Origin of the sequence: Bradyrhizobium sp. SZCCHNS2022 (assembly GCF_032377575.1) — a bacterium.
Classification (GTDB): domain Bacteria; phylum Pseudomonadota; class Alphaproteobacteria; order Rhizobiales; family Xanthobacteraceae; genus Bradyrhizobium; species Bradyrhizobium aeschynomenes.
The window spans coordinates 7,533,201-7,558,959 of sequence record NZ_JAUHHZ010000001.1 but is presented as its reverse complement, the minus strand read 5'-3'; the positions used below and the strand labels follow the sequence as shown (position 1 = coordinate 7,558,959).

Genomic DNA, 25,759 nt, shown 5'->3' with positions numbered 1-25,759 from the left:
ACCCACTTCTAAAGTATGAGAATGATGTTCGAAGCCCTGTTCCAGACGTTCGAAGAACCTGAAACCGGTGTAGCGCTGACGGCGCGACTCGCTGCGTTGCGCGAGGAGTTGGCGCGGCGCCGGCTCACCGGCTTCATCGTGCCGCGCGCCGACCAGCAGCAGAACGAATATGTGCCACCTTCGGACGAACGGCTGGCGTGGCTGACCGGCTTCACCGGCTCGGCTGGTCTGGCGATCGTGCTGCCGCAACAGGCCGCGATCTTCGTCGATGGCCGCTACACCCTGCAGGCGGGCAAGCAGGTCGACGGCAAGGCCTGGACCGTGGAATCGCTGATCGAGCCGCCGCCGGAGAACTGGCTGACCGGCCATCTGCAGAGCGGCGATCGCGTCGGGTTCGATCCGTGGCTGCATACGACGGCGGCAGCCGAGCGCTTCGCCGCCGCCTGTGCCAAGGCGGGCGCAGAGCTGGTCCCGGTCGAGACCAATCCGCTCGACAGCATCTGGACCGAGCGGCCGCTGCCGCCGCTCGGCGCGGTGTCAATCCACGGCGCGGAATTGTCGGGCGAGGCCGAGGCTGAGAAGCTCGACCGCATCCGCAAGGAGATCGAACGGCTTGGCGTCGAGGCGCTGGTGCTGTCCGATTCCCACAACGTCGCCTGGACGTTCAACATCCGCGGCGCCGACGTGTCGCATACACCGCTGCCGCTCTCCTATGCGGTCGTCCCCCGGAGTGGACGGCCGACGATCTTCATCGATTCCCGCAAGCTCTCGAACCTGACGCGCGATCATCTCGAGCAGAGCGCGGAGGTGGCCGAGCCGGACGCGCTGGCGATCCGGCTGACCGAGCTTGCGCAATCCGGCGCTGCGATCGCGCTCGACAGCGCGACGGCGGCAGACGCGCTGACGCGGCTGATTCAGGGCGCCAGCGGCAAGCCGGTGCGCGGCGCCGATCCGGTCAGCCTGCTGAAGTCGGCCAAGAACGGTGTCGAGATCGAAGGCACCCGCCGCGCGCACCGGCGCGATGCCGTCGCGCTGGCGCGCTTCCTCGCCTACATCGATCGCGAGGCGCCGAAGGGCAGCTTGACCGAGATCGACGCCGTCGAGGCGCTGGAGAGTTTTCGCCGCGACACCGGCGCGCTGAAGGACGTCTCGTTCCCGACCATCTCGGGCACGGGTCCCAACGGCGCCATCGTACACTATCGCGTCACCCGCAAGAGCAACCGCCGCATCATGCCCGGCGACCTGCTGCTGATCGATTCCGGCGCGCAATACGAGGACGGCACCACCGACGTCACCCGAACGATCGCCGTGGGCGCCCCGACCGACGAGATGCGCGACCGCTTCACCCGCGTGCTACGCGGGCATCTTGCCATCGCCCGCGCAGTCTTCCCTGACGGAGCTACCGGCGCCCAGCTCGATACCCTGGCGCGGCAGTTCCTGTGGCAGGCAGGGATCGATTTCGAGCACGGCACCGGCCACGGCGTCGGCAGCTATCTGTCGGTGCACGAGGGGCCGGCGCGGATCTCCAAGCTCGGCACCACGCCATTGAAGCGCGGCATGATCCTGTCCAACGAGCCCGGCTACTACAAGACCGACGCCTTCGGCATCCGGATCGAGAACCTCGAGCTGGTCGTGCCGAAGGATATTGCCGGCGCCGAGAAGCCGATGAACGGCTTCGAGGCGCTGACGCTCGCGCCGATCGACCGGCGCCTGATCGACGTGAACATGCTGACCGCCGACGAGCGCGCCTGGCTCGATGCCTATCATGCCCGCGTCAGGGACGCCGTGCGCGCCGCGCTCGACGAGCCCGACCAGCTCTGGCTGGATCAGGCGACCGCGCCGCTCTGACCCCACCGGCGCGCATCGCTCGCCGCATGGGCATATGCGGAAACAGGCGTTTCCGTGACGCGGGACGTCGCTACAGTCGGTCGGGTCTGAAACGATCCGAGCGGCGCTCTCGATGCATGGAATGATCAGCGGACCGCCCGTGGCTGCGCCACCGCGCGCCGCCCCGTCCCGCACGGTGCTGATCCTGCTCGTCGTCATGACCGGGCTGGCGCCGATCTCCTTGTATCTGCTGGTGCCCGCGCTGCCGCTGCTTGCAACCACGTTTGGGCGCGACGCCTCCGTGGTGCAGATGACGGTGTCGTTCTACATGATCGGCATCGCCATCTCGCAACTGCTGCTCGGTCCGTTGTCGGACCGCTTCGGCCGCCGCCCGGTGATGCTCGTGGGCCTCGCGCTCTCGATCGTCGCCAGCTTCGGCTGCATCTTCGCCGACACCTTGCCGCAGCTGATCGCGGCGCGCTTCTTCCAGGCGCTCGGCGGCGCCAGCGGCATGGTGATCAGCCGCGCCATCATTCGCGACCTCTATCCGCGCGAGCGCATCGGCGCGATGATCAGCCTCGTCGTCGCAGTGATGATGATCGCGCAGATGCTGTCGCCGCTGACCGGCGGCCTGATCGAAATCGCGTTCGGCTGGCATGCCATCTTCTACGTGGTCGCGGCCCTGTCGATCGGGATTGCGATCGCAGTGACCCTCGCGCTGCCCGAGACCCGCCCTGCCCGTGTCGACGGCGCGAGCTTCCGCCGCGACGTTGCCGTTCTCGTCAAGAGCCGCGCCTTCCTCGGCTACATGCTGTGCCAGGTGATGGCGTCGCAGATCATCTTCGCCTTCGCCGGCGGCGGCCCCTACGTCGTCGAGATGCAGATGGGCCGCTCCTCGGCCGAATATGGCGCGTGGTTCGCGACGACTGGTTTTGCTTACTTTGTTGGAAACCTTTTCTGCGTGCGCTATGCGCCGCGCCACTCCCTCGATCGGCTGATCTGGTTCGGACTGGGATTGCAGCTCACGGGCGCGGCGCTGAACTTCACCTGGAGCATCTTCGGCTTCAACCAGGTCCCGTCCGTGTTGTTCGGCACGCAGATGCTGATCATGTTCGCCAATGCCGCGGTGATGGCCAACTCCGCCGCAGGCGCGATCAGCGTGCGGCCGGGGGCTGCGGGGACCGCCTCAGGCGCCATGGGCTTCCTGCAGATGGGCGTCGGCGCGCTGACGTCGCAACTCGGCGCTTATCTTGGCGGCCACTATGCGAGCACGCTGCCGCTGACCTCTGCGATCCTCATGCTCTCGCTCGCCTGCGCCGCCAGCATGATCTTCCTGGTCCCGCGCACGTCGGTGACGGTGACCAAGGAGCTGATCGAAGCTGCGGAAGAGGATGAGGCTGGGGTGATGTGACGGGGCGGCGAGATCGTGGACATGAGTGTCCTCCCCAGACGCGCCGCGAGACCATACCCATACCCGGGCAGGTGATGCGGCCGGCACAGCATCGCAAACAAGCGGTGTCATGCCCCGCGCAGGCGGGGCATCCAATACGCCGAGCCGCCTCGGGATGACCACTGCGGCCTCTGGGATACTGGATCATCCGCCTTCGCGGATGATGACAGCTGTAAGTGTCTCGGACATCATCTGCGACCGCTGGCAGCGCGATGCAGCTACTCCCCGATCAGCTGCAGCCACTCGTCCTCGGTCAGTACCTGGACGCCGTGCTGCTGCGCCTTCTTTAGGTTGGAACCCGCGCCTGGCCCTGCGACGACGTAATCCGTTTTCTTCGACACTGAGCCCGCTGCCTTTGCGCCGAGCCGCTCGGCCGTGGCCTTGGCCTCGTCGCGTGTCATCTTTTCTAGAGTGCCCGTAAACACAACGGTCTTGCCTGCGACAGGCGAATTGCTTTTCGGCTTCTCCGCGTCGAGAATCTTCACCTCTTTCGTTAGCCGCTCGACGATGCCGCGGTTGTGGTCCTCAGCGAAATAAGCGGCAACGCTCTTGATCACGGTATCGCCGATCTGATCGAGCGCATCCATCTCGGCGATCGCCTCCTCATCGCCTGCGGCCACCTTGAGGCACGCCTCGTGAAAGGCCTCCCAGGAGCCATAGCCGCGCGCCAGCGCCAGCGCCGTGGTCTCGCCGACATGGCGCATGCCCAGCGCAAAGATGAAGCGCTCCAGCGCGATCTCGCGCCGCGCATCGATGGCGTTGAACAGGTTGCGCACGGAGGTCTCGCCGTAGCCCTCGACCTCCTCCAGCTTGAGCTTGGCGTTGCGCTTCTGCAGCGTGAAGATGTCCGCCGGCTCCTTCACCCAGCCCTCGTCGAAGAAGAACTGGATCTGCTTCTCGCCGAGCCCGTCGATGTCGAAGGCGCGGCGCGAAGCGAACAGCTTGAGATGCTCGATCTTCTGATAGGGACAGGCGAACTCGCCGGTGCAGCGCGCCCGCGAGCCTTCCTCGCCGGTCGCAATCTCCTCGCGCACGACATCGGTGTGCAGCGGGCACGGGCACCTTCTTGGGAAGTGGAATTCCTCGGCGTCGGCAGGGCGCTTGTCGACGAGCACGTCGACCACCTGCGGGATGACGTCGCCGGCACGCTGGATCACGACGGTGTCACCGATGCGGATGTCGCGGCCCTCGCGCAGAACCTCGCCCTTGTTGCCGATGCCCTTGATGTAGTCCTCATTGTGCAGGGTGACGTTCTGCACGATGACCCCGCCGACGCCGACCGGCTCCAGCTTGCCGACCGGCGTGAACGAGCCGGTGCGGCCGACCTGAATCTCGATGTCCTTGAGCACGGTCATGGCGCGCTCGGCCGGGAATTTGTGCGCGATGCCCCAGCGCGGCGTGCGCGACACGAAGCCGAGCCGCTCCTGCCAGTCGATACGGTCGACCTTGTAGACGACGCCGTCGATGTCGTAGTCGAGCTCGGAGCGCTGCTCCTCGATGGAGCGATGAAATGCGATCAGCTCCTCGACCGAGTGGCAGAGCCTTGTCAGCGGGTTGGTGGTGAAGCCGCAACGCTCGAACCATTTGATCATGCCGCTCTGCGTCTCCGCCGGCATCGCGCTCATCTCGCCCCAGGCATAGGCGAAGAAGCCGAGGGGACGCAAGGCCGTGATGGTCGGATCCTTCTGCCGCAGCGAGCCGGCGGCCGAGTTGCGCGGATTGGCAAAGATCGTGTCGCCCGCTTCCTTCTGGCGCTCGTTCAGCGCCAGGAACGCCTGCTTGGTCATGTAGACCTCGCCGCGCACCTCGCAGACGTCAGGCAGGTCGTGGCCGTGCAGCCTGTGCGGCACGTCCTTCAGTGTTCGGATGTTGGCGGTGACGTCCTCGCCCTCGGCGCCGTCGCCGCGCGTGGCTGCCGTGACCAGCTCGCCGCCTTCGTAGCGCAGAGACATCGACAGCCCGTCGATCTTCGGCTCGGCGGAGAAATCAATCCGGTCATCGTCCGCAAGCTTGAGGAACCGTGCGATGCGGCTTGCGAAGTCGCGCACGTCCTCCTCGGCAAAGGCATTGTCGAGTGACAGCATCGGCACGGCGTGCCGCACCTTCTTGAAGCGGCCGGACGGCGCAGCACCGACCTTCTGCGATGGAGATTCGCTGCTGACCAGCTCGGGGAAGCGTGCCTCGATGGCGTTGAAGCGGCGGCGCAGCTCGTCATAGGCAGCGTCCGAGATCTTCGGAGCGTCGTCCTGGAAATAGAGCCTGTCGTGGGTCTCCAGCTCCAGCGCCAGCCGCTTCCACTCCACCTTGGCCTGCGCCTTGGTGAGGTCGGCGACGTCGACGGGCTGCTTGGATTTGGCTGTCTTGGGCATGCTTTGTATCATCTGCTCGTTAGTCCGAGCCGACAGGCTCTGCGCGCGACCAGGGATGGTCCTGTCCCGAGCTCCTCCGAAGGTCGACCATGAGCTATTACGTCTACATCCTCGCGAGCCGAAAGGATGGCGCGATCTACGTCGGGGTGACCAACGATCTGGTTCGACGAGTCTATGAACATCGATTGAAGGCGGTACCTGGATTCACCTTCAAGTACAATATCACGCGCCTCGTCTGGTTCGAGGTCTACGACGATCCGATTTCCGCGATTACCCGCGAGAAGGAGCTGAAGCAATGGAAGCGGGCGTGGAAGGTGCACTTAATCGAGAAAGACAATCCGGGGTGGAGCGACCTGTACGATTCGATTTGTGTCTGACGTCATTCCGGGGCAAGGCCGCAGGCCTTGAACCCGGAATCTCGAGATTCCGGGTTCGGTCCTTCGGACCGCCCCGGAATGACGGCGTCAAACGACTGCAAGCTTCCAAGGCGGCCTAACCGCGTTCCGCTACAATTGCTACGCCGCCGCTGCCTCAAGCAGCCGGTCGGCGGCGGCGCGGGCTTCGGCGGTGACTTCGGCGCCGGCCAGCATGCGGGCAATCTCCTCGCGGCGGTGCAGGGTGGCGAGCGTGTTGACCCGGGTGACGACGCGCTTTCCACGGTCGAGCGCGTCCTTGGAGATCAGGAGATGCTGGTCCGCCCGCGCCGCGACCTGCGGCGCATGGGTGACGGCCATCACCTGGACGCCATGTGCGAGCCGCGCCAGCCGGGCACCGATGGCGTCGGCGACCGCACCACCGACGCCGGTATCGATCTCGTCGAACACCAGCGTGGGCGCCGAACCGCGATCGGACAGCACGACCTTGAGCGCCAGCAGGAACCGCGACAGCTCGCCGCCGGAGGCGACCTTCATCATCGGGCCCGGCCGGGTGCCCGGGTTGGTCTGGACCCAGAACTCGACGCGGTCGATTCCTTCCGGTCCCGGCGCGTCCGCATCGCTGTCGACCTGGGTCATGAACTTGGCGCGTTCCAGCTTCAGCGGACCCAGTTCGGCATGAACCGCACGGTTCAGCTTCTCTGCGGATTTGATACGCGCCGCGGAGAGCTTGGCGGCAGCCGCCGCATAGCGCCCGTCTGCCGCAGCCGCCGCGGCTTCGAGCTTCTTGAGTTGCTCGGCGCCGGCGTCGATCAGCACGACATCGGCGGCGTATTTGGCGGCGAGCGCCGCCAGACCGTCGACCGGCGTGGAATATTTGCGCGCGGCGGCGCGCAGCGCGAACAGCCGCTCCTCGATGCGCTCCAGCTCCAGCGGATCGAAATCGGTCGCCGCGAGCGCCGCGGTCAGATGCTGATCAGCCTCCTCCAGCGCGTTGATCGCGGCATCCATCGCCTTCACCGCCGGATCGACCAAAGCCGGCGAGCTGACGGCGCGTCGCTCCAGCCGACGCACCGCGGCCGCGAGCGCCGCAATCGGCGACTGGTTTCCGCTGACAGCGTCCTGGGCATCGCGCAGATCGCCGGCAATCTTCTCACCCTGCATCATGGCCGTGCGCCGGGCGGCGAGCTGTGTCTCCTCGCCCTCCTTCGGCGCCAGCTTCTTCAATTCGTCCGAGGCGTGCCGCAGATAGTCGGCCTCGCGGGCGGCGCGCTCCATGCCCGCGCGATGCTGATCGAGCGCCGTGACCGCGGTGCGGCGGGCTGCCCAGAGCGACTCGACCCCGGCGACATCCTTCTCCAGGCCCGCGAAGGCATCCAGCAACCGGCGATGGGTGGCAGCATCGACCAGCGCGCGCTCGTCGTGCTGGCCATGAATCTCGACCAGGGTGGCCCCGATCGCCTTCAAGGTCTGCACACTCACCGACTGGTCGTTGATGAAGGCCCGGGTGCGGCCATCGCCATATTGGACGCGGCGCAGGATCATCTCACCATCCGCGTCCAGACCGTTGGCGGCCAAAATCCGGGCCGCCGGATGATCCTTGCCGATCTCGAATACGGCCGTGACCTGGCCCTGATCGGCGCCATGCCGCACCAGGCTGGCATCGCCGCGGCCGCCGAGGGCGAGCGCGAATGCATCGAGGAGGATCGACTTGCCGGCGCCGGTCTCGCCGGTCAGCACCGCAAGCCCATGGGAAAACTCGAGATCGAGTCGTTCGATCAGGACGATGTCACGGATCGACAGTCGCGCCAGCATGGAGCCAGAGTCCTTCGTAAGGGGGCGGAAAGCCCCTGAGCGAACGACTCGACACTAGCAGAAAAAAGAGAACAAAACAAGAATTGAGAACAAAGACGGATCAGATCGAGCGATCAGACGTCCGCTCAGCCCAGTCCGAGTTTCTTGAAGGCCCGGGAGATATAGGAGCCCTTGTTCTCCTCGGGCTCGACGCCGCCCGACTTCACCAGATTATAGGCGTCCTTGTACCACTTGCTGTCCGGGAAATTGTGCCCGAGCACGGCGGCGGCGGTCTGCGCCTCGCCGACGATGCCGATCGTCATGTAGGCCTCGGTCAGGCGGAACAGGGCTTCCTCGACATGGCGGGTGGTCTGGTACTGCGTGACCACCGTCTTGAACCGATTGATGGCGGCGGTGTAGTCGCGCTTCTGCATGTAGTAGCGGCCGACGTCCATCTCCTTGCCGGCGAGCTGGTCGCGGGCGCCCTCCATCTTGGTCTTGGCGTTGGTGGCGTATTCGGAGGTCGGATATTTGCGCACCACCTCTTCGAGGGCGGCGATGGCCTTTTCGGTCCGCCCTTGATCACGGCTGATGTCCGGGATCTGGTCGTAATGCGAGGCCGCGATCAAATACTGCGCATAGGCCGCATCAGGGCTGCCGGGATGCAAGGTGACGTAGCGCGTCGCCGCGCCAATGCAGCCATCGTAGTCGCCGGCCTGATACGACGCGTAGGCCGACATCAGCAGCGATTTGCGGGCCCAGTCGGAATAAGGATGCTGGCGGTCGACCTCCTCGAACTTCTTGGTCGCGCCTTTGACGTCCTTCTTCTCGTTCATCAGGAACAAGCCCTCATTATAGAGCTTGTCCGCAGGCTCATCGACGAAGGTGTCGTCCTTGGCCATGAACTTGTCCCAGAGACCGCCGGTGCCGCAACCGGCCAGCGGAAGCGCCAGCAGGGCCAGCGACGCGGCAAGCCGCAAACGGCTGCCGGCGGGGCTTGCGTGGGAACGGAGTTCGCGCGTGAGACGCTGTATCGACATGCTTCTTTGGAACCCGATGCCTGTGATCTGATCTACGCCGCGGACCATGACCATCGTCTCATGACCGCGAAGGAAGAGCCCCGCTCGTGGCGCGCATCACGCTGCCACCGCCTCTCTAACCGAAAACACTTCGTCAACCAACCGCATAGGCAGCCAATCCGTCCGGATTAAGGCAAGACCGAGGCTGCGGCCTCGCATCGTGGTTACCTCCGGAAAAGGCGGTGGAAACCAGCTACAAGCGACCGGCTGCTGGCCGTGCACAGGCCGCCGGCAACATTCCTTAACGAAATACTCGTGGAGAAAGGGACGTCGCGCAGAACCCGCAGCGATCCGCCTCGCCGCGGCGCGATCAGCCGAGCTCGCGGCTGGTTCAGGCTAAATGAACTCAGGACACGTCCGGGCCGAAGGCCGGGGCGATCATGCCACCGACCATGCCGCCGACCGCCTCGGTCGCCGCGCGCGGACGACGCACCGTCTCGCCCTCGACCAGCCGCCACGCGGTCCGATCGGCCATCAGAGCGGTGAGCACGGCGTGGTTCAGCTTGTGGCCGCCACGGACCGACCGGTAGGTGCCGAGCATCGGCAGGCCGGCCAGGGCCAGATCGCCGATCGCGTCCAGCACCTTGTGGCGGGCGCATTCGTCGGCGTAGCGGAGACCTTCCGGATTGAGCAGGCGCTCCTCGTCGAACACCAGCGTGTTGTCGAACGACGAGCCGAGCGCGAAGCCGGCATTCCACAGCCGCGACACGTCGCTCATGAAGCCGAAGGTGCGGGCGCGTGCGATCTCGCGGCGGAAGCGCTCAGGATTGAGCTCGAAATGGCAGGCCTGACGGCCGATCACGGCGTTCGAGAAGTCGACCTCGACCTCGACTCGGAAGCCCGCATTGTAAGGACGCAGCTCACCCATCGAGGACCCCATGGTCACCTGAACGGGCTTGAGGATCTGGATGTAGCGGCGGGGAGCGGACTGGTTGATGATGCCGGCCTGGTCGATCGCAGCCACGAACGGGGCAGCGCTGCCGTCCATGATCGGAACTTCGGGACCGTCGACCTCAATCAAAGCGTTGTCGACACCCATGCCGCGCAGCGCGGCCAGAATATGCTCGGCAGTGGAGACCAGCGGACCCTGGCGGTCACCCAGGACGGTCGCGAGCTCGGTGGCGATCACCGAACCGAAAGCGGCCTGGACCTCACGGTCGGCGCCATCCAGTCCCGTCCGAAGGAACACGATTCCGGTATCGATCGGCGCCGGCCCGATCGTCAGGCTGGCAGGCGCGCCGGAGTGGACGCCTACACCGGTGACGGTGGCTTGCGAACGAAGCGTTGTTTGCCGGCTGAATTTCATCGACGATCGCCCAAGACCCCGCCTGAAACGTACCGGCCGCCCCTCGCGAACCGACTCATCTTCAGGCATCCCCAAGTCACGGCAGAACTTAACGAGCCCCCCAAAGAGCGCCAACTCACGCTTCTTTACGGATTGTTACCCCATCTCTGCCGTATTCGCGCCAACCCTTAACCAAACTGGAACGTGGCCTTAACCCTCCTGGTTCCGCATCCAAGCACCGAAAGAATAATTAATCATTTAAAATCAGTTAGTTGAACCACAACTCGAGCCTCCCGGCAGCCCATCAAAAAGGCCCGGCTCTCGCGAGCCGGGCCTGTTCAGCGCCATCGGGGCTGTAACAATTCTCAGGTTGCCTGCCGGCGCAGGAAGGCCGGGATATCCAAATGGTCGTCGCCCTGTGGCGCGGGGGCCACAGGCGCGGGACGGCCATGGACGTCCAAACCCTGCGGAGCGGGACGGCGCGCATATTCCGAGACCGGCGATTCGTGACTCGCGACCTGCTGGCTAACGCTCCGCTGCGGCTTGCGTTCCGGCAGCGGCGGCATCTGCGGCATGGCCGGAGCGACGTTGCGCGCTGAGATCGGCTGCTCGCCATCCTCTTCGCGCCGGCCGAGGCCGACATTGGCGAGACGCTGCAGCAGAGACATCCGGGTCTTCTGCGGATGCTCCTCGCCCTCGTCTCCCCTCGCCTGCCGGATCTCGGCCTGAGCCGGCATCGGCAGATCTTCGAACTTCGGCATACGCTGGGCGCGGACTGGAACCCGCTCGGCCGCCTGCGGAATGAAGGTCTCCGGCGGCGCCGCCGGTTCCACCGGCGCGGTGCGCTGCGCCTCCGGCTCGGGGAACAGCGACGGCTTCTGCGCGATCGGGCGAACGGTCACGTCACCGTAGGAGGCCGGCTGCACGGGAGCAGCGACCGGCGCCGGCTCGCTCGCCATCGCGGCGGCGACGGCGGCCAGCGTGTCGCGCTCGAGATTCGGAGCCGGCCGCGGCGCCGGAGCCATCGGCGCGGGCGCGGACGTGGCGACGGCCGGAGCCTGCGACGCCTGCTGCTCGAGCTTGGCGGCGCGTTCCGCCAGCCGCTGATTGTCGGCGCGCAGGCGCGCCGTCAGGTCGGCGAGGCGGCTTTCAGGAAGACCCGCATGAGCGGTCGGGGCGGCGGCAATCGGAGCGACAGCCGCCGCCGGCTGTGCAGTCGTCGCGACGCCGCGGTTGAACTGCGCCTGCTCGATGCCGGTGGCAACGACGGAGACGCGGATCAGGCCGTCGAGCGATTCGTCGAAGGTGGCGCCGACGATGATGTTGGCGTCCTGGTCGACTTCCTCGCGGATGCGGGTCGCGGCTTCGTCGACCTCGAACAGCGTGAGGTCCTTGCCGCCGGTGATCGAGATCAGCAGGCCACGGGCGCCCTTCATCGAGGAATCGTCGATCAGCGGGTTGGCGATCGCAGCTTCCGCCGCGGTCAACGCGCGCTTCTCGCCCGACGCTTCGCCGGTGCCCATCATCGCCTTGCCCATCTCACGCATGACAGCGCGGACGTCGGCGAAGTCGAGGTTGATCAGGCCTTCCTTGACCATCAGGTCGGTGATGCAGGCGACGCCCGAATACAGCACCTGGTCGGCCATCGCGAAGGCGTCGGCAAAGGTCGTCTTCTCGTTGGCGACCCGGAACAGGTTCTGGTTGGGGATGATCAGGAGCGTGTCGACGACCTTGTGCAGCTCCGAGATACCCGACTCCGCGGTGCGCATGCGGCGCGCGCCTTCGAAGTGGAACGGCTTGGTGACGACACCGACCGTCAGGATGTTCATCTCGCGCGCCGTCTTGGCGATGACGGGAGCCGCACCCGTGCCGGTTCCGCCGCCCATGCCGGCGGTCACGAACACCATGTTGGCACCCGAGAGATGATCGCGGATCTCGTCGATCACCTCCTGCGCGGCGGCAGCGCCGACGTCCGGCTGCGAGCCGGCGCCCAACCCTTGCGTCACCTGCGTGCCCATCTGGATGATGCGCTGCGCCTTGGACATGGTCAGCGCCTGCGCGTCGGTGTTGGCGACGACGAAGTCGACACCCTGCAGGCCGGCCGTGATCATGTTGTTGACGGCGTTGCCGCCCGCGCCGCCGACGCCGAACACGGTGATCCGGGGCTTCAGCTCGTGGATATCAGGAGGTGTAATAGTGAGTGCCATGATTGCCTCTCGATCACGCGCGCGTGGGTTCGCCCCGGCCGCCGGCCGTGGGTGGTGTTGGTGAAAATCGGTTGGGGCGGATAGCGGTCATCAGAAGCCCTCGCGTAGCCATCGTCCGACCTTTCCGAAATAGCCGTCGGTTCCTGTCCCGACCTGCCGCGTATGCCGCGGTTCAACATGTTCGAGATGCGCGTATTGCGGATAGACCAGGAGCCCGGTGGGGACCGCGAAGGCAGCGTTCTTGGCCTCGTTGGGAAGGCGGCCAAAGCCGAGCGGACGCCCGACCCGGACCGGCCGATCCAGGATCCGCGTCGCAAGCTCGACCAGCCCCGTCAGCTGGGAGGCGCCTCCGCTGAGGACGACGCGCGCCTTGGGTTCTGCCGCAAAGGGCGAATCCTTCAGCCGGTCGCGGACCATTTCAAAAATCTCCTCTGCGCGGTGCCTGACGATGTTCGCGATGGTGGCGCGGGACACGATCTGCGGAACATCCCGCTCGTTGTCACCCGCCGTCGGAACAGACATCAACTCACGCGCGTCGGACCCGCCAGTCAGCACCGTGCCATATAACGTCTTGATTCGCTCGGCATCTGCAATGCACGCTGATAGTCCGCGCGCAAGATCCATGGTCACGTGATGCCCGCCCAGCGCAAATCCGGAGGCATGGACGAAGCGGCCGCCGGAATAGAACGCGATCGTCGTGGTGCCCGCGCCCATCTCGACCACGGCCGCACCGAGATCCGCCTCGTCGTCGGTCAGCACCGACAACCCGGCAACATACGGGCTCGCCGCCATCGCCTCGACGTTGAGATGGCAGCGCTCGACCACGAGCATCAGGTTCTTGGCCACGGTGGCGTCGGTCGTGACGACGTTCATGTCGACGCCGAACTGCCGCGCCAGCATGCCGCGGGGGTCGCGGATGCCCTTCACGCCGTCGAGGGTGTAGCCGACCGGCAGGGCATGCAGCACCGCCCGGCCCTCGCCCGTCGCATGGTGCATCCCGGTCGAGGTCACGCGGCTGACATCGGCCTGGGTCACGGCAGCGCCGCGGATATCCGACGTGGCCTCGATCAGATGACCCATCACGCGGCCGCCGGCGACCGGCAACAGCACGGACTCGACCCGCACCTTGGCCATGCGCTCGGCCAGCGCGACCGCCTGCCGGACGGCCTGCTCGCATTCGACCGGATCGACCACGGCGCCGGCCTTGACGCCGCGCGACTGGATCTGGCTGTAGCCGATCAGCTCGACGGCATGGGTGCGGCCACGCAGCGCGTCGCTCGGTGGCGCCGGCTTCAATCGCGCGATCATGCAGGCGATCTTGCTGGTGCCGACATCGAGCGAGGCGACCAGCGCCGTGCGCTTCTGGCCCATCGGGCGCGTCTTCGGAGTCTGGCGATCGAAGCCGGTCATGCGTCACCGGCTTTCTTCTTGGACTTCTTGTCCTTGAACAGCTCGTCGCGCGCCTTGCCCGCATCTTCGGAGAGCTGCACCGTCAGCCGATCCGGAAGGCGCATGTCGATGGCGACGATGTCGCGCGAGAACAGCTTGTCCTCCTGATCGAGCTGGCTCAGGGTGGCGAGCGCGTTGCCGACGTCGTATTCGGGCAGGCGGATGTCGAGGCCGTCCTTGGTGCGCAGGTTCCAGCGGCGCTCGCCGACGAACACCGCAGCCTTGGTCACGGCGCGGACCTGCGGATAGCGCGCGAGCAGCGCCAGGAAATCACGCGCACGGCTCTCGGCGCCCTTGCCGACCACGAGCGGCAGGGTCAGGAAGCGGCGCGACACATATTGTTCGAGCACGGCGCCATCGTCGGCGATCACCGAGAGGCGGCCGTCCTGCTGCCACAGCGCGAACGCCTTGCGCTCGACGATGTCGATCTGCAGCTGGTTCGGGAAGAACTTCTGCACGGTTGCTTCCGCAATCCAGGGATTGGCCTTGAGCCTGTCGCGGACCGCGGCGGCATCGAGGAACAACAGCGAGGAGCGGCCGGAGACGCCGCCGACCGCGAGCACCTCGTCCTGCGTGAGCTGCTTGCGGCCATTGATCGCAACCGCCGTGATGCGGAAGCCGGCCGCATTGGCCAGGGCGTTACGGGTGTCGGAGAGAGCCGCGCTGACATCCTGGGCGTGGCCGCCCTTGACGATGCCGAGCCAGACGCTGCCGAACAGCAGGGCCACCGTGGCAATGGTGCCGAGCCGGCGCGGCAGATAGCGCTCGACGAACGCGACGATGCGCGGCGGCGCCTCGCGCTCGACCATCGGCGCCAGCGCGCCCGGCACCTGCGCACGATCCCCGCGCGGCGGCCGCCTGCCGTGCTGCGGCTTCGTCTGTCGCCGCGGCAGCCTGACGCGCGGAAGACGGGCTGAGACATACTCGCGCAGCAGGATCACCGCGCCAAGGGCAGCGGCTTTGAGGTCAGCTTGAGGCCTCTGCGATCGAGCGAGGCGTCCTGCACCATCCATTGCACGAGCTCATCAACTGTTGCGCCCGCAATACTCGCGGACCCACGCCCACGGTCCCGGCCGGCCGATACTGGTGACGATCGCGATGCGCATCGTCACGACAGCTCGACCCGGCAGCCGAGCACCACTGAAGCGCCAGCGTTAACCTTCGGACGTCCTGGTAAACAAAAAGTAAAATCGGTCCGGGGAGACGATTTTTTTCTCCGATTTATGAGGACCTTGCCCAGGATTCTTAAGCATTTTACCGATTACAGGAACCACCGGGGGACGCCGGGCCGGGTTCCTCCGGTGCGCGTATCGAACGCCCTATCTTCGGACGCGGCGTTCGGCCAAGGCGATCTGCTGCTGCAGAAAATCGACGAAGGCGATGCCTTCAGCCTTCAAAGCCTTCGGATACAGGGAGGCGGCGGTCAGCCCCGGCAGGGTGTTCGTCTCGAGATAAACAGGGCCATTGGCCGAGACAATGAAATCGGTGCGCGAATAGCCGCCGCAGGACAGCGCACGATGCGCCTTGACCGCTTCGGTCTGCAGCGCGGCCGTCACCTCCGGGCTGAACCGCCCGGGACAGATCTCCTTCGTCGCCGTCGCGAGGTACTTCGCGAAATAGTTGAAGGCGCCATCGGCGGGAAGGATCTCGATCGGCGGCAGCGCGATCAGCGCGCCATCGGCCTGTTCGAGCACGCCACAGGTCGCCTCGGTGCCGGTGACGAAGGGCTCGATCAGATACTCCTCGGTTGCAGCCGCCGCCTTGACGGCGACGAGGTCCTGCCTGGCGTTGACGAAGATCAGCCCGAAGCTCGATCCATCCTTCACCGGCTTGGCGATCAGCCGCCCGTAGCGGGCGAGCGCAGCCTCGGCATCCTCCAGCGCGACGCCCTCAGCCACCGTCACGCCGCCGAGCACGGCGAAGCGCTTGGCCGCCACCTTGTCGAAGGCAAGATGTGAGGACGCTGAGCTCGAGCCGGTGAACGGCACGCCGCGAAGCTCGCACATCAGTTGAAGCTCGCCGTTCTCGGCGCGTCCGCCATGAAGTCCGAGCACCAGGAGTCGCTGTTCCGCGCGGGCTCGATCGAGCGCTTCGGTCAGCGTTCCGATCCTCGCGCCGTCGGCCGTGAACGGCTCCTCGAACGGCTTGGCGTGAGCGGTCAGCGCCTCGCCGCTCGCCTGATGCACCGTGTCGTCGGCCTCCCAGAACCACAGGTCCGCTTCCAGCAGCGCCGCATGCAGCGCCTTGGCGCTGGCGACCGAGACGAGGCGTTCCTTGTTGGAGCCGCCGAATAAAATCGTGGTGCGCATCAATGGCTTCCCGGTTGATCTCAAAACGCGGTCGCGACGATACGGAAGTTGCGTCAACAGGCGGGCCGTTCAGCTCGCCTTGAGTCCAATCCGCTTGATTTCCCACTGCAGCTCGATGCCCGAAGTCGCCTTGACGCGCTCGCGGACGGTCTCACCGAGCGTCTCGATGTCGTCGGCGGTCGCGCTGCCGGTGTTGATCAGGAAGTTGCAGTGCATCTCCGAGACCTGGGCTCCGCCGAGCTGGAGGCCGCGACAGCCGGCGGCATCGACGAGCTTCCAGGCCGAATGTCCCGGCGGATTCTTGAAAGTGGAGCCGCCGGTTTTCTCGCGGATCGGCTGCGCCGTCTCGCGATGCGCCTGCACCTCGGCCATGCGCGCGCGGATCGCGTCAGGCGCGGACGGCGTGCCGCGGAAGCGCGCCGCCGTGAAGATCAGTGAGGGATCGGTGCCGCTCGCACGGTAGGTGAACTTCATGCCGGCATTGGTGAAGCGATGCGTCTCGCCGTGACGGTCGATCGCGGTCGCTTCGACCAGGACATCCTTGGTCTCGCCCCCATTGGCGCCGGCATTCATCCGCAGCGCGCCACCGATGGTGCCGGGGATGCCGAACAGGAATTCCAGACCGGCGAGATTGGCTGAAGCGGCAACCTCGGCGACCCGCTTGTCGAGCGCCGCGGTGCCGGCCGCAACGATGTCGCCCTCCGCCTTGACCTCGCCGAACGCGCGCGGCGCCAGCCGGATCACCACGCCCGGCACGCCGCCGTCGCGCACGATCATGTTGGAGCCGACGCCGATGACGGAGACCGGCAGATCAGCGGCGAGATGCTTCAGAAAGTAGGCGAGGTCGTCAGCATCGGCTGGCGTGAATAGCACCTGCGCCGGTCCGCCGACGCGAAACCAGGTGAGCGGCGCGAGGCTCTCATTGGCGAGCAGACGCCCGCGCAATTCGGGCATCGCGGCTCTGAGCTCGGGCGTGATGTCGGGAAAGCTCACCGCCCTACCCCAGCGCCTTCAGCTCGTTCGGCAGCGCGTAGGCCCATTGCGTGATGTTGCCGGCGCCGAGGCAGACGACGAGGTCGCCCGGCTTGGCGAGATCCTTGACGATGCCGGCGAGGTCGGCGGCCTTCGGCAGCGGCAGCACGTCGCGATGACCGTGGGCGCGCAGGCCGAGCACGAAGTGATCGCGGTCGATGCCCTCGATCGGCGCTTCACCGGCGGGATAGACATCGGCCACGACGACGGCGTCGGCGTCGTTGAAGCAGGTGCAGAACTCCTCGAACAGCGACTGCAGCCGGGTGTAGCGATGCGGCTGCACCACGGCGACGACCTTGCCGTTGGTGGATTCGCGCGCCGCCTTCAGCACGGCGGCGATCTCGACGGGGTGATGGCCATAGTCGTCGATCACAGTCACGCCATTCCACTCGCCGGTACGGGTGAAGCGGCGCTTGACGCCACCGAAGCCGGCGATCGCCTTGCGGATGGCGTCATCGGACAGGCCGAGTTCACGGGCCACGGCGATCGCCGCCGTCGCGTTCGAGGCATTGTGCCGGCCCGGCATCGGCAGGACGATGTCGGCAATCTCGTGCGTCGCGCCGCTCTTGCGGTCGCGGAACACGACCTTGAACGACGAGCCGCCGCCCGTCGGCGTCAGATCGACCAGCCGGACGTCGGCCTGCGGGTTCACGCCATAAGTGATGATGCGGCGGTCCTCGATCTTGCCGACCAAGGCCTGCACCACGGGATGATCGATGCACATCACGGCGAAGCCGTAGAACGGCACGTTCTCGACGAAGGCGCGGAACGCGTCCTGCACGGCGTCGAAGGTCTTGAAATGATCGAGATGCTCGGGATCGACATTGGTGACGATCGCGACATCGGCCGGCAGCTTCAGGAACGTGCCGTCGCTCTCGTCGGCTTCCACCACCATCCATTCGCCGCCGCCGAGCCGCGCATTGGTGCCGTAGGCATTGATGATGCCGCCATTGATGACGGTCGGATCAAGCCCACCGGCATCGAGCAGCGCCGCGACCATCGAGGTGGTCGTGGTCTTGCCGTGGGTGCCGGCGATGGCGACGCAGCTCTTCAGCCGCATCAGCTCGGCCAGCATCTCGGCACGGCGCACGACGGGAATGCGCTGGGCACGCGCCGCCATCAGCTCGGGATTGTCGCGCTTGATCGCGGTCGAGACCACGACAACGTCGGCGCCTGCGACGTTCTCGGCCTTATGGCCGACGCTGACGGTGATGCCCTTCTCGCGCAGGCGTGCGACGTTGGCGTTGTCGGAGGCGTCCGAGCCCTGCACCGTGTAGCCGAGATTGCACAGCACCTCGGCGATGCCGCTCATGCCGATGCCGCCGATCCCGACGAAGTGGATGGGTCCGATCTCGCGCGGCAGTCTCATGGGGCATCTCGTCTCAAAGGGGGCTCCGCCACGCCCGTCGGAGGGCGAGCGACCGCGAATCACCCGCCCTTCTTGCAAGACATGGCCGACCGGGACAAGCCGCTTCGACCGCAAAAATCGCCAAATCGAGGGTCAACCGCCTGATTTTGGCCGATTTTCCGGCTCCGCTCCCCCAACATCCCGGGTGCCGCCTGCCCTCGCCCCCGAGATTCTTTCACAATTCATTAAGTGCAACCTCAGGCCGGACGGGCGCAGTCAGATACCTGCAGTTTTTGCGCGTTCACTCCGCGCACTGCCGTGGCATGGCGCTTGTCCAGCCGCGGCCACACGCGCCGCGTGCAATGCCGATGGAGTGACCTGACGATGTGCGCGCTGTGTGAAACCAAATCTCCCGCTCTCTCCCGCCGCCGGCTGCTCGGGAGCGGCGCCGGCCTGCTGGCCGCAGCCACGCTGGGCGCCGGCACCGCCTGGGCCAAGGATGCCAACAAGGATGCGAAGCAGCCCGTGCCCAACGCCATTTCCGCAGACGAGGCCCTGAAGCGGATCATGGACGGCAATGCCCGTTACGCCGCAGGCAATCTCGACAACAAGGACTTCTCGGCCGGACGCGCCGCGCGCGCCACCGCGCAATATCCGATCGCGGCGATCGTGAGCTGCGCCGATTCCCGCGTCGCACCGGAGCTGGTGTTCGATCAGGCTCCCGGCGAGTTGTTCGTGGTCCGCGTCGCCGGCAATTTCGTCAATGACGACGGTTTGGCCAGCCTGGAATATGGCGTGAAGTTCCTCGGCATTCCGCTCGTGCTCGTGCTCGGCCATAGCGGCTGCGGAGCCGTCGACGCCACCATTAAGGTGTTGAAGGACGGCACCAAGCTGCCGGGTCATCTGCCGGAGCTGGTGAACGCGCTGAAGCCGGGGGTCGAGGCTGCAATCGCCAGGAAGCCGCAGGATCTGCTGGCAGAGGCGACGAAGGAGAACGTCCGCCATAACGTGCAGCGTTTGTCGAAGGCGAAGCCGATCGTCAGCAGCATGGTTGCCGACGGCAAGGTGAAGATCATCGGCGGCGTCTACGACATCGAGTCCGGCCGCGTCGTCACGCTTTGACGCCGGCCGACAGCAGCGCGCGACCGGCACGCTCGCCGGCCGCCGCCAGCCAGCAGATCTGATGGCAGAACCAGGCCTCGACGGCGTCCACGAAATCCGGCGTCAGCGACAACCGCTGGCGCCGCTCGTCGAAGCGCAGCAGATCGCGCCCTTCCATCGCCGTGAGCAGGTTGCGGATATGCGAGCGTGACACACCGAGCGAGGTCGCAAGCTCGGCGGTCGACACGTCGACGGCGGCTTGGCCAGCCGCAGAGCGGGCGACCAGCGTCAGCGCGAGGTGAATGCCGCTATCATGCTCATCGGTCCAGGCGAGATCCGGAAAGCTCGTCAGCGGCCGGTTGGCGCGGCACAGCCATGTCGCGCATTGCCGGATCATCTCGGCGAAGAACGTGTCGTCGCTGTGCAGACGCGGACTCAGTCGCTCGCTTCGCGTCAGCTGGGCATGGCAGTCGAGGTGGAGGGCGAGCCAACCACGCAGGCCTTCGAGGATGACAGGCCCGGGAATCAAATAGCGGATGCGGGCATCGTCGGGATCGCGCTCCACCTTCACCAGCGACAGACCGCGCAGCATCGCAACGAAGACCGCCGTCTGCCGCGGCCCCGGCAGCCGCGCCTGCAGGCGCGTCAGGGTCGGACGCTCGGTGGCGTCGCCGGCCGACACATGCATCATGACGATATGCGCGGCGATCTCGGTCGGTGCGCGCTGCCCGAACAGCTTGATCATCAGGCGCTGGCCGCGCAGCGGCGCGACCAGCTGGTCGCAGAAGCTGACAAAGACCGGGACAAACGACGGATGCTGCCGCAGGCGCATCGGATCGTGCTGCGACTCTGTCAGTCCAGTCATGACAGGCCTGCGCGCGCTCCGCTCAAGGCGTGGCGGTCTTGACGACGAGATCGGCCAGCCGCTCCGCGGCATCGAGCCGGCCGGCCGCACGCGCGGCCTGGGCCATGGCGGCAAGGCGTGAAGGCTCGGCCGCGAGCGCCGAGATCTCCGAGGCCAGTCGATCGGGCGTGAAGTCGCTCTGCACGATCCGGATCGCGGCGTTGGCCTCGGACAGCACGCCTGCATTGGCGAACTGGTCCTGGTCGATGGCGCCGGGCAACGGCACCAGGATCGAAGGGCGGCCGATCGCGGCGAGCTCGGCCACGGTGCCGGCGCCGGAGCGCGAGACCACGAGATGGTTGGCGGCAAGCCGCGCCGGCAGATCGGTAAAGAACGGCTGCAGCTCGGCATTGATCTTGAGCCGGTCATAGACCGCGCGCACCCGCGCCATGTCCTCCTGCCGGACCTGCTGGGTCAGCACCAGCCGCCCCCAAAGGGCGGGCTCGAGCCGCTCGATCGCGCCAGGAACGACGTCGCTCATCACGCGGGCGCCCTGGCTGCCACCGACCACCAGCAGCCGCAGCGGACCTGCGGTCTCCGGCGCAACATAGGGCACGGCCGCCGCTTCCAGGATCGCGGGTCGCATCGGCGTGCCGACGGTGGTCGTCTTGGCCGCCAGCGCGGGATCGCGGTCGAGTACGCCGGGCAGCGAGGTGGCGATCGCCTTCACATGCGAGGAGAGAAAACGATTGGCGCGGCCGAGCACGGCATTGGCGTCGTGGATCAGGCTGGGCACCCCGGCGAGCCGCGCTGCCAACAGCGGTGGCACGGTCGGATATCCGCCAAAGCCGATCACCGCCGCAGGCTTCAGCCGGCGCATCAGGCTGAAGGCGGCAACCGTGCCGGTGCCGAGCAGCAGCGCCGTGCGCGCCAGCGCCACCGGCGAGCGGCTGCGCACCGTCTCGCTCGGGACCACGTCGATCATGTCCTTGGTGAACAGGCCACTGTAGCGCAGCGCCCGCGCATCGGTGACGAGACGGACGCGATAGCCGCGTCTGATCAGCTCGACACCGAGCGCTTCGGCAGGAAACAGATGGCCGCCGGTGCCGCCGGCCGCGAGCAGGATGAGGGGCGCAGTTGAGGTCATGCGCGCTTGTTTACAGCCAATGTGTCGTCATTGCGAGCGAGGCGGCTCACGCATAGTTGCGCAGCGAGCCGGCCGCGTCGGTCGCCTCCATCTCGATCCGCGGCCGCTGCCGCGTCAGCGCCAGCATCATGCCGACACCATAGGCGAGCGACACGATCGACGAGCCGCCATAGGAGATGAAGGGCAAGGTCATGCCCTTGGCCGGGATCAGCTGCAGATTGACCGAGATGTTGATGGCCGCCTGGATGCCGAACAGGATCGCGAGTCCCGACGCTGCGAAGCGCGAGAAGCCGTCCTCGCTGGCATAGGCGCGCGACAGCGTGCGGATCACGATGAAGCCGAACAGCGCGACCAGCGCCAGGCACAGGATGATGCCGAACTCCTCGGCCGCGACGGCAAAGACGAAGTCGGTGTGGCTGTCCGGGAGACTCCGCTTGGCGATGCCCTCGCCCGGCCCGAGGCCGAACCAGCCGCCATTGGAGAACGCCTCCATCGCGGTGTCGACCTGGAAGGTGTCACCCGACGCCGGGTTCATGAAGCGCTTGATGCGCCCCGCCACGTGCGGCACCAGCAGATAGGCGCCGAACAGGCCCGCGGCCGCGGCACCGGCGAGGCCCGCGACCCAGATCATGCGCATGCCGGCGATGAAGAACAGCGAGCCCCAGACCATCAGGATCAGCATGGTCTGGCCGAAATCCGGCTCCATCACCAGAAGCGACACCAGCATCAACAGCAGCACCAGCGCCATCGTCGTCGCTGGCATGTCGGGCCGCCGCGCGGACTCCGAGAACAGCCAGGCGGAGACGACGACGAAAGCCGGCTTCGCCGCCTCGGACGCCTGGATGTTGACGCCGACCAGCGTGATCCAGCGGCGCGAGCCCTTCACCTCCGGGCCGATCGCCAGCGTCAGCACGATCAGCACGATGGCGATCGTGAACACCACCAGCGCGCTGCGCCGGATCTGCCGCGGCGACAGGAAGGAGACACCGATCAGCACGATGAAGGACGGCAGCAGGAACAGGACGTGGCGGTTGAAGAAGTGGAATGGATCGAGCCCGATCCGGGTCGCCACCGGCGGGCTCGCCGCCAGCGACAGGATCACCCCGCACAGCATCAGCGCCAGGATCGAGCCGAGCAGCGGCTTGTCGACGGTCCACCACCAATCGGACAGCGGATTGCGTTCTTCACGGGAGAGCATCGGACCACCACCTGAGCCGAAGGAATCAGCCCATTGGCGCCCAGGATGGTTATCGAAGGGTTAAGGACCTCTCCGCTGTCGTCCGGACAAGCCGTGACGCGTAAGCGCGTCGCGGCGCCGATCGGGATCCATACGCCGCGGCCGTCGCGATGGGCGAAGAGCCAATTGCCGGCGTGCCTCAAATTGCGTCCTGGGGGTATGGGTCCCGGCGTTCGCCGGGACGACAGCTAACGGTGACGCGAGAGCGGTCACACCACAGGTGTCACGCCCGGCAGCGTCTGCACCAGCTCGCGGAAGCGGGTGCCGCGGATCTCGAAGTTGCGGAATTGGTCGAACGAGGCGCAGGCGGGAGATAGCAGGACGACTGCATCCTTCAGTCCGGAAGCGGCGGCATCGGCGGCCGCCTGGGCCACCGCAACCTCGAGCGTGCCTGACATGGTGTGGGGCACTTTCTCGCCCAGCGTCCCGGCGAATTCCGCCGCCGCCTCGCCAATCAGATAGGCCTTGCGGATGCGCGGGAAGAAACCGGACAGGCTGGTAATGCCGCCGGCCTTGGGCTTGCCGCCGGCGATCCAGAAGATGTCGGCGAACGACGACAGCGCGTGCGCGGTCGCGTCCGCATTCGTACCTTTGGAATCGTTGACGAAAAGCACGTTGGCGCGGCGGCCGACCTGCTCCATGCGATGGGCGAGGCCGGGAAAGCTGCGCAGCCCCTGCTGCAGCACGTCTTCCTTGACGCCGATCGCAAGCGCGGCGGCCGCGGCGCAGGCCGCGTTCTGGGCGTTGTGCTGGCCGCGCAGCGAGCCGATGCCGCCGAGCCGCGCGATCTCGCTGCGCGCCCCGCCCGCGCTGCGCACGATCGTTTCATGCTCGACATACATCCCGTCGGCCAGCGGGTTCCGCACCGAGATGCGCACGACGCGCTTGCCGGCCTGGTCCAGCCGGTCGGCGGTCGCGCGCGAAAAACCATCGTCGACGCCGACGACCGCGGTGCCCCTGGCTTGGACGCCCGCAACGAGCCGCTCCTTCACCGCCGCGTAGTTCTCGATCGTGCCGTGGCGGTCGATGTGGTCCTCGCTGACATTGATCAGGATGCCGACGCTCGGATCGAGCGACGGCGTCAGGTCGATCTGGTAGGACGACATTTCGATGACGTGGACCCGGCCCATCCGCGGCGGCTCCAGCGACAGGATCGCGGTGCCGATATTGCCGCCCATCTGGGTGTCGTAGCCGGCCACGCGCATCAGATGCGCAATCAGCGCCGTTGTGGTCGACTTGCCGTTGGTGCCGGTGATCGCGATGAACGGTGCATCCGGTGCGTGGCGCCGGCGCTCGCGGCAGAACAGCTCGATGTCGCCGATCACCTCGACGCCGGCCTCGCGCGCCTTGAGCACGCTCCAATGCGGCACGGGATGGGTCAGCGGCACGCCGGGCGCCAACACCAGGGCGGCGAAGTTCGCCCAGGAGACGGTGCGGAGATCGGCGGTAATGAACCCGGCCCTTGCGGCCTCCGTCATACGCTCGGCACCGTCATCAGCCGCGATGACTTCCGCGCCGCCGGCCCGCAACGCGTGGCACGAGGCCAGCCCCGAGCCGCCGAGCCCGAACACGGCGACAGTCTTGCCGGCGAATGAGGTGACGGGGATCATGTGGAGAACTCTGTCATTCCGGACACCGCGCAGCGGTGATCCGGCATCTGGAGATTCCAGGTTCGCGCTGCGCGCGCCCCGGAATGACGGTGGGCTTGAAACGATATCATCAGCGCAGCTTCAACGTGGACAGGCCGACCAGCGCCAGCATCACCGAGATGATCCAGAACCGGATCACGATCTGCGGCTCGGTCCAGCCAAGTTGCTCGAAATGATGGTGGATCGGCGCCATCTTGAAGATGCGTTTTCCCGTCAGCTTGAACGAGGCCACCTGCACGATCACCGACACGGCTTCGAGCACGAACAGGCCGCCGATCACTGCCAGCACGATCTCGTGCTTCACCGCGACCGCGATCGAGCCGAGCATGCCGCCGAGCGCCAGCGAGCCGGTGTCGCCCATGAAGATCGAGGCCGGCGGCGCATTGAACCAGAGGAAGCCCAGGCCGGCGCCGAGCACCGCGCCGCACAGCACGGCCAGCTCGCCGGTGCCCGCGACGTAGTGGATCTGCAGGTAGTCGGAGAACACGGCATTTCCGGCGAGATAGGCGATCAAGCCGAAGCTGGCGGAGGCGATCATCACGGGGACGATGGCGAGGCCGTCGAGGCCGTCGGTCAGGTTGACGGCATTGCCGGCGCCGACGATCACGAACGCGCCGAAGATGACGTACATCCAGCCGAATTTGAAGACGAGATCCTTGAAGAACGGAATGGCAAGCCCGGTCGAGGACGGATCGCGTCCCAGGCGAACCAGCGCATAGCAGGCGACCAGCGCGATCGCCGCTTCGATCAGCAAACGGAGGCGGCCGGCGAAGCCTGAATGCGATTGCTTGGTGACCTTCAGATAGTCGTCATAGAAACCGACGAAGCCGAAGCCGAGCGTCACCGCCAGCACGATCCAGACATAGGGATTGAGCGGATTGGCCCACAGCACGGTGGACACGACGAGGCCGGACAGGATCATCAGCCCGCCCATCGTGGGCGTGCCCTTCTTGCTGATGATATGCGATTGCGGTCCGTCGGTGCGGATCGGCTGCCCCTTGCCCTGACGCAAGCGGAGATGGTCGATGATCCAGGGCCCGAACAGGAACACGAACAGCGCCCCGGTGACGACGGCGCCGCCGGTCCGGAACGTGATGTAGCGGAACACGTTGAGCAGCCCGCGAAACACGGACAGGCTTGGAAAGGTATTCGTGAGCTCGATCAACCAGTAGAACATTCAACCCGCCTATGCCGCCTCACCGAGACCGCGAACACGGATTCTGTCGCGAATCCAGTCCAATCTCTTTTAACCATGATC

Annotated in this window: 19 protein-coding genes; 4 read left to right on the top strand and 15 right to left on the bottom strand. The window is 66.4% G+C overall.

The window, feature by feature from the left end:
- Window positions 1-24 precede the first annotated feature (24 nt).
- Both QXZ94_RS33725 and QXZ94_RS33720 read left to right on the top strand, forming a co-directional pair.
- Complete coding sequence (locus QXZ94_RS33725; protein ID WP_315726702.1) at window positions 25-1,848, top strand: aminopeptidase P family protein; 1,824 nt, start codon at window positions 25-27, stop codon at window positions 1,846-1,848.
- A gap of 112 nt (window positions 1,849-1,960) precedes the next feature.
- Window positions 1,961-3,238 carry a multidrug effflux MFS transporter gene (locus QXZ94_RS33720; protein WP_315725759.1) on the top strand — a complete coding sequence of 426 codons (1,278 nt, stop codon included), beginning with the start codon at window positions 1,961-1,963 and terminating at the stop codon, window positions 3,236-3,238.
- A 257-nt stretch (window positions 3,239-3,495) separates the two neighbouring features.
- Here QXZ94_RS33720 and ligA read toward each other — a convergent pair whose 3' ends face one another.
- On the bottom strand, window positions 3,496-5,646 hold the full coding sequence (gene ligA / locus QXZ94_RS33715; protein ID WP_315725757.1) for an NAD-dependent DNA ligase LigA: 2,151 nt from the start codon (window positions 5,644-5,646) through the stop codon (window positions 3,496-3,498).
- A gap of 89 nt (window positions 5,647-5,735) precedes the next feature.
- On the opposite strand from ligA, the gene QXZ94_RS33710 reads away from it, so the two are divergent.
- On the top strand, window positions 5,736-6,023 hold the full coding sequence (locus tag QXZ94_RS33710) for a GIY-YIG nuclease family protein (RefSeq protein ID WP_315725755.1): 288 nt from the start codon (window positions 5,736-5,738) through the stop codon (window positions 6,021-6,023).
- 138 nt (window positions 6,024-6,161) lie between these two features.
- On the opposite strand, the gene recN is transcribed toward QXZ94_RS33710, so the two are convergent.
- The 9 genes from recN to murC all read right to left on the bottom strand — a co-directional run bounded on the left by recN (window position 6,162) and on the right by murC (window position 18,544).
- Window positions 6,162-7,835: a DNA repair protein RecN gene (recN, locus tag QXZ94_RS33705; RefSeq protein WP_315725753.1), complete on the bottom strand. Its 1,674-nt coding sequence runs from the start codon at window positions 7,833-7,835 to the stop codon at window positions 6,162-6,164.
- A 125-nt stretch (window positions 7,836-7,960) separates the two neighbouring features.
- Entirely contained in the window at window positions 7,961-8,854 is an 894-nt protein-coding gene (locus tag QXZ94_RS33700) for an outer membrane protein assembly factor BamD (RefSeq protein ID WP_315725751.1), read from the bottom strand.
- Window positions 8,855-9,239: 385 nt separating this feature from the next.
- Window positions 9,240-10,199, bottom strand: coding sequence for a UDP-3-O-acyl-N-acetylglucosamine deacetylase (gene lpxC / locus QXZ94_RS33695; protein WP_315725748.1), 960 nt, complete (start codon window positions 10,197-10,199; stop codon window positions 9,240-9,242).
- 344 nt (window positions 10,200-10,543) lie between these two features.
- Entirely contained in the window at window positions 10,544-12,385 is a 1,842-nt protein-coding gene (gene ftsZ / locus QXZ94_RS33690; RefSeq protein ID WP_315725746.1) for a cell division protein FtsZ, read from the bottom strand.
- A 90-nt stretch (window positions 12,386-12,475) separates the two neighbouring features.
- Window positions 12,476-13,795, bottom strand: a complete 1,320-nt coding sequence (ftsA, locus tag QXZ94_RS33685; protein ID WP_172111034.1) for a cell division protein FtsA — start codon at window positions 13,793-13,795, stop codon at window positions 12,476-12,478.
- Window positions 13,792-14,847, bottom strand: a complete 1,056-nt coding sequence (locus tag QXZ94_RS33680) for a cell division protein FtsQ/DivIB (RefSeq protein ID WP_315725744.1) — start codon at window positions 14,845-14,847, stop codon at window positions 13,792-13,794. The genes ftsA and QXZ94_RS33680 overlap by 4 nt, the downstream gene beginning before the upstream one ends.
- 306 nt (window positions 14,848-15,153) lie before the next feature.
- Entirely contained in the window at window positions 15,154-16,143 is a 990-nt protein-coding gene (locus QXZ94_RS33675) for a D-alanine--D-alanine ligase (protein ID WP_315725742.1), read from the bottom strand.
- A gap of 69 nt (window positions 16,144-16,212) precedes the next feature.
- Window positions 16,213-17,136, bottom strand: a complete 924-nt coding sequence (gene murB, locus QXZ94_RS33670; RefSeq protein ID WP_315725740.1) for a UDP-N-acetylmuramate dehydrogenase — start codon at window positions 17,134-17,136, stop codon at window positions 16,213-16,215.
- Window positions 17,137-17,140: 4 nt separating this feature from the next.
- A complete protein-coding gene (gene murC / locus QXZ94_RS33665) occupies window positions 17,141-18,544 on the bottom strand; it encodes a UDP-N-acetylmuramate--L-alanine ligase (RefSeq protein WP_315725738.1) in 1,404 nt (467 codons plus the stop codon).
- Window positions 18,545-18,907: 363 nt separating this feature from the next.
- Between murC and QXZ94_RS33660 the strand changes: the two genes are divergently transcribed.
- Entirely contained in the window at window positions 18,908-19,645 is a 738-nt protein-coding gene (locus tag QXZ94_RS33660; RefSeq protein ID WP_315725736.1) for a carbonic anhydrase, read from the top strand.
- On the opposite strand, the gene QXZ94_RS33655 is transcribed toward QXZ94_RS33660, so the two are convergent.
- The 5 genes from QXZ94_RS33655 to mraY all read right to left on the bottom strand — a co-directional run bounded on the left by QXZ94_RS33655 (window position 19,635) and on the right by mraY (window position 25,678).
- Window positions 19,635-20,489: a hypothetical protein gene (locus QXZ94_RS33655; RefSeq protein WP_315725734.1), complete on the bottom strand. Its 855-nt coding sequence runs from the start codon at window positions 20,487-20,489 to the stop codon at window positions 19,635-19,637. The genes QXZ94_RS33660 and QXZ94_RS33655 overlap by 11 nt on opposite strands.
- Before the next feature lie 22 nt (window positions 20,490-20,511).
- The gene (murG, locus tag QXZ94_RS33650; protein WP_315725732.1) at window positions 20,512-21,615 is read right to left on the bottom strand and encodes an undecaprenyldiphospho-muramoylpentapeptide beta-N-acetylglucosaminyltransferase; all 1,104 of its coding nucleotides are present in this window, start codon (window positions 21,613-21,615) and stop codon (window positions 20,512-20,514) included.
- Between the two features lie 46 nt (window positions 21,616-21,661).
- Window positions 21,662-22,813: a putative lipid II flippase FtsW gene (gene ftsW, locus QXZ94_RS33645; RefSeq protein ID WP_172179612.1), complete on the bottom strand. Its 1,152-nt coding sequence runs from the start codon at window positions 22,811-22,813 to the stop codon at window positions 21,662-21,664.
- Between the two features lie 248 nt (window positions 22,814-23,061).
- Window positions 23,062-24,462, bottom strand: coding sequence for a UDP-N-acetylmuramoyl-L-alanine--D-glutamate ligase (gene murD, locus QXZ94_RS33640; protein ID WP_315725729.1), 1,401 nt, complete (start codon window positions 24,460-24,462; stop codon window positions 23,062-23,064).
- A 109-nt stretch (window positions 24,463-24,571) separates the two neighbouring features.
- Complete coding sequence (mraY, locus tag QXZ94_RS33635; RefSeq protein ID WP_315725727.1) at window positions 24,572-25,678, bottom strand: phospho-N-acetylmuramoyl-pentapeptide-transferase; 1,107 nt, start codon at window positions 25,676-25,678, stop codon at window positions 24,572-24,574.
- Between the last annotated feature and the right edge of the window lie 81 nt (window positions 25,679-25,759).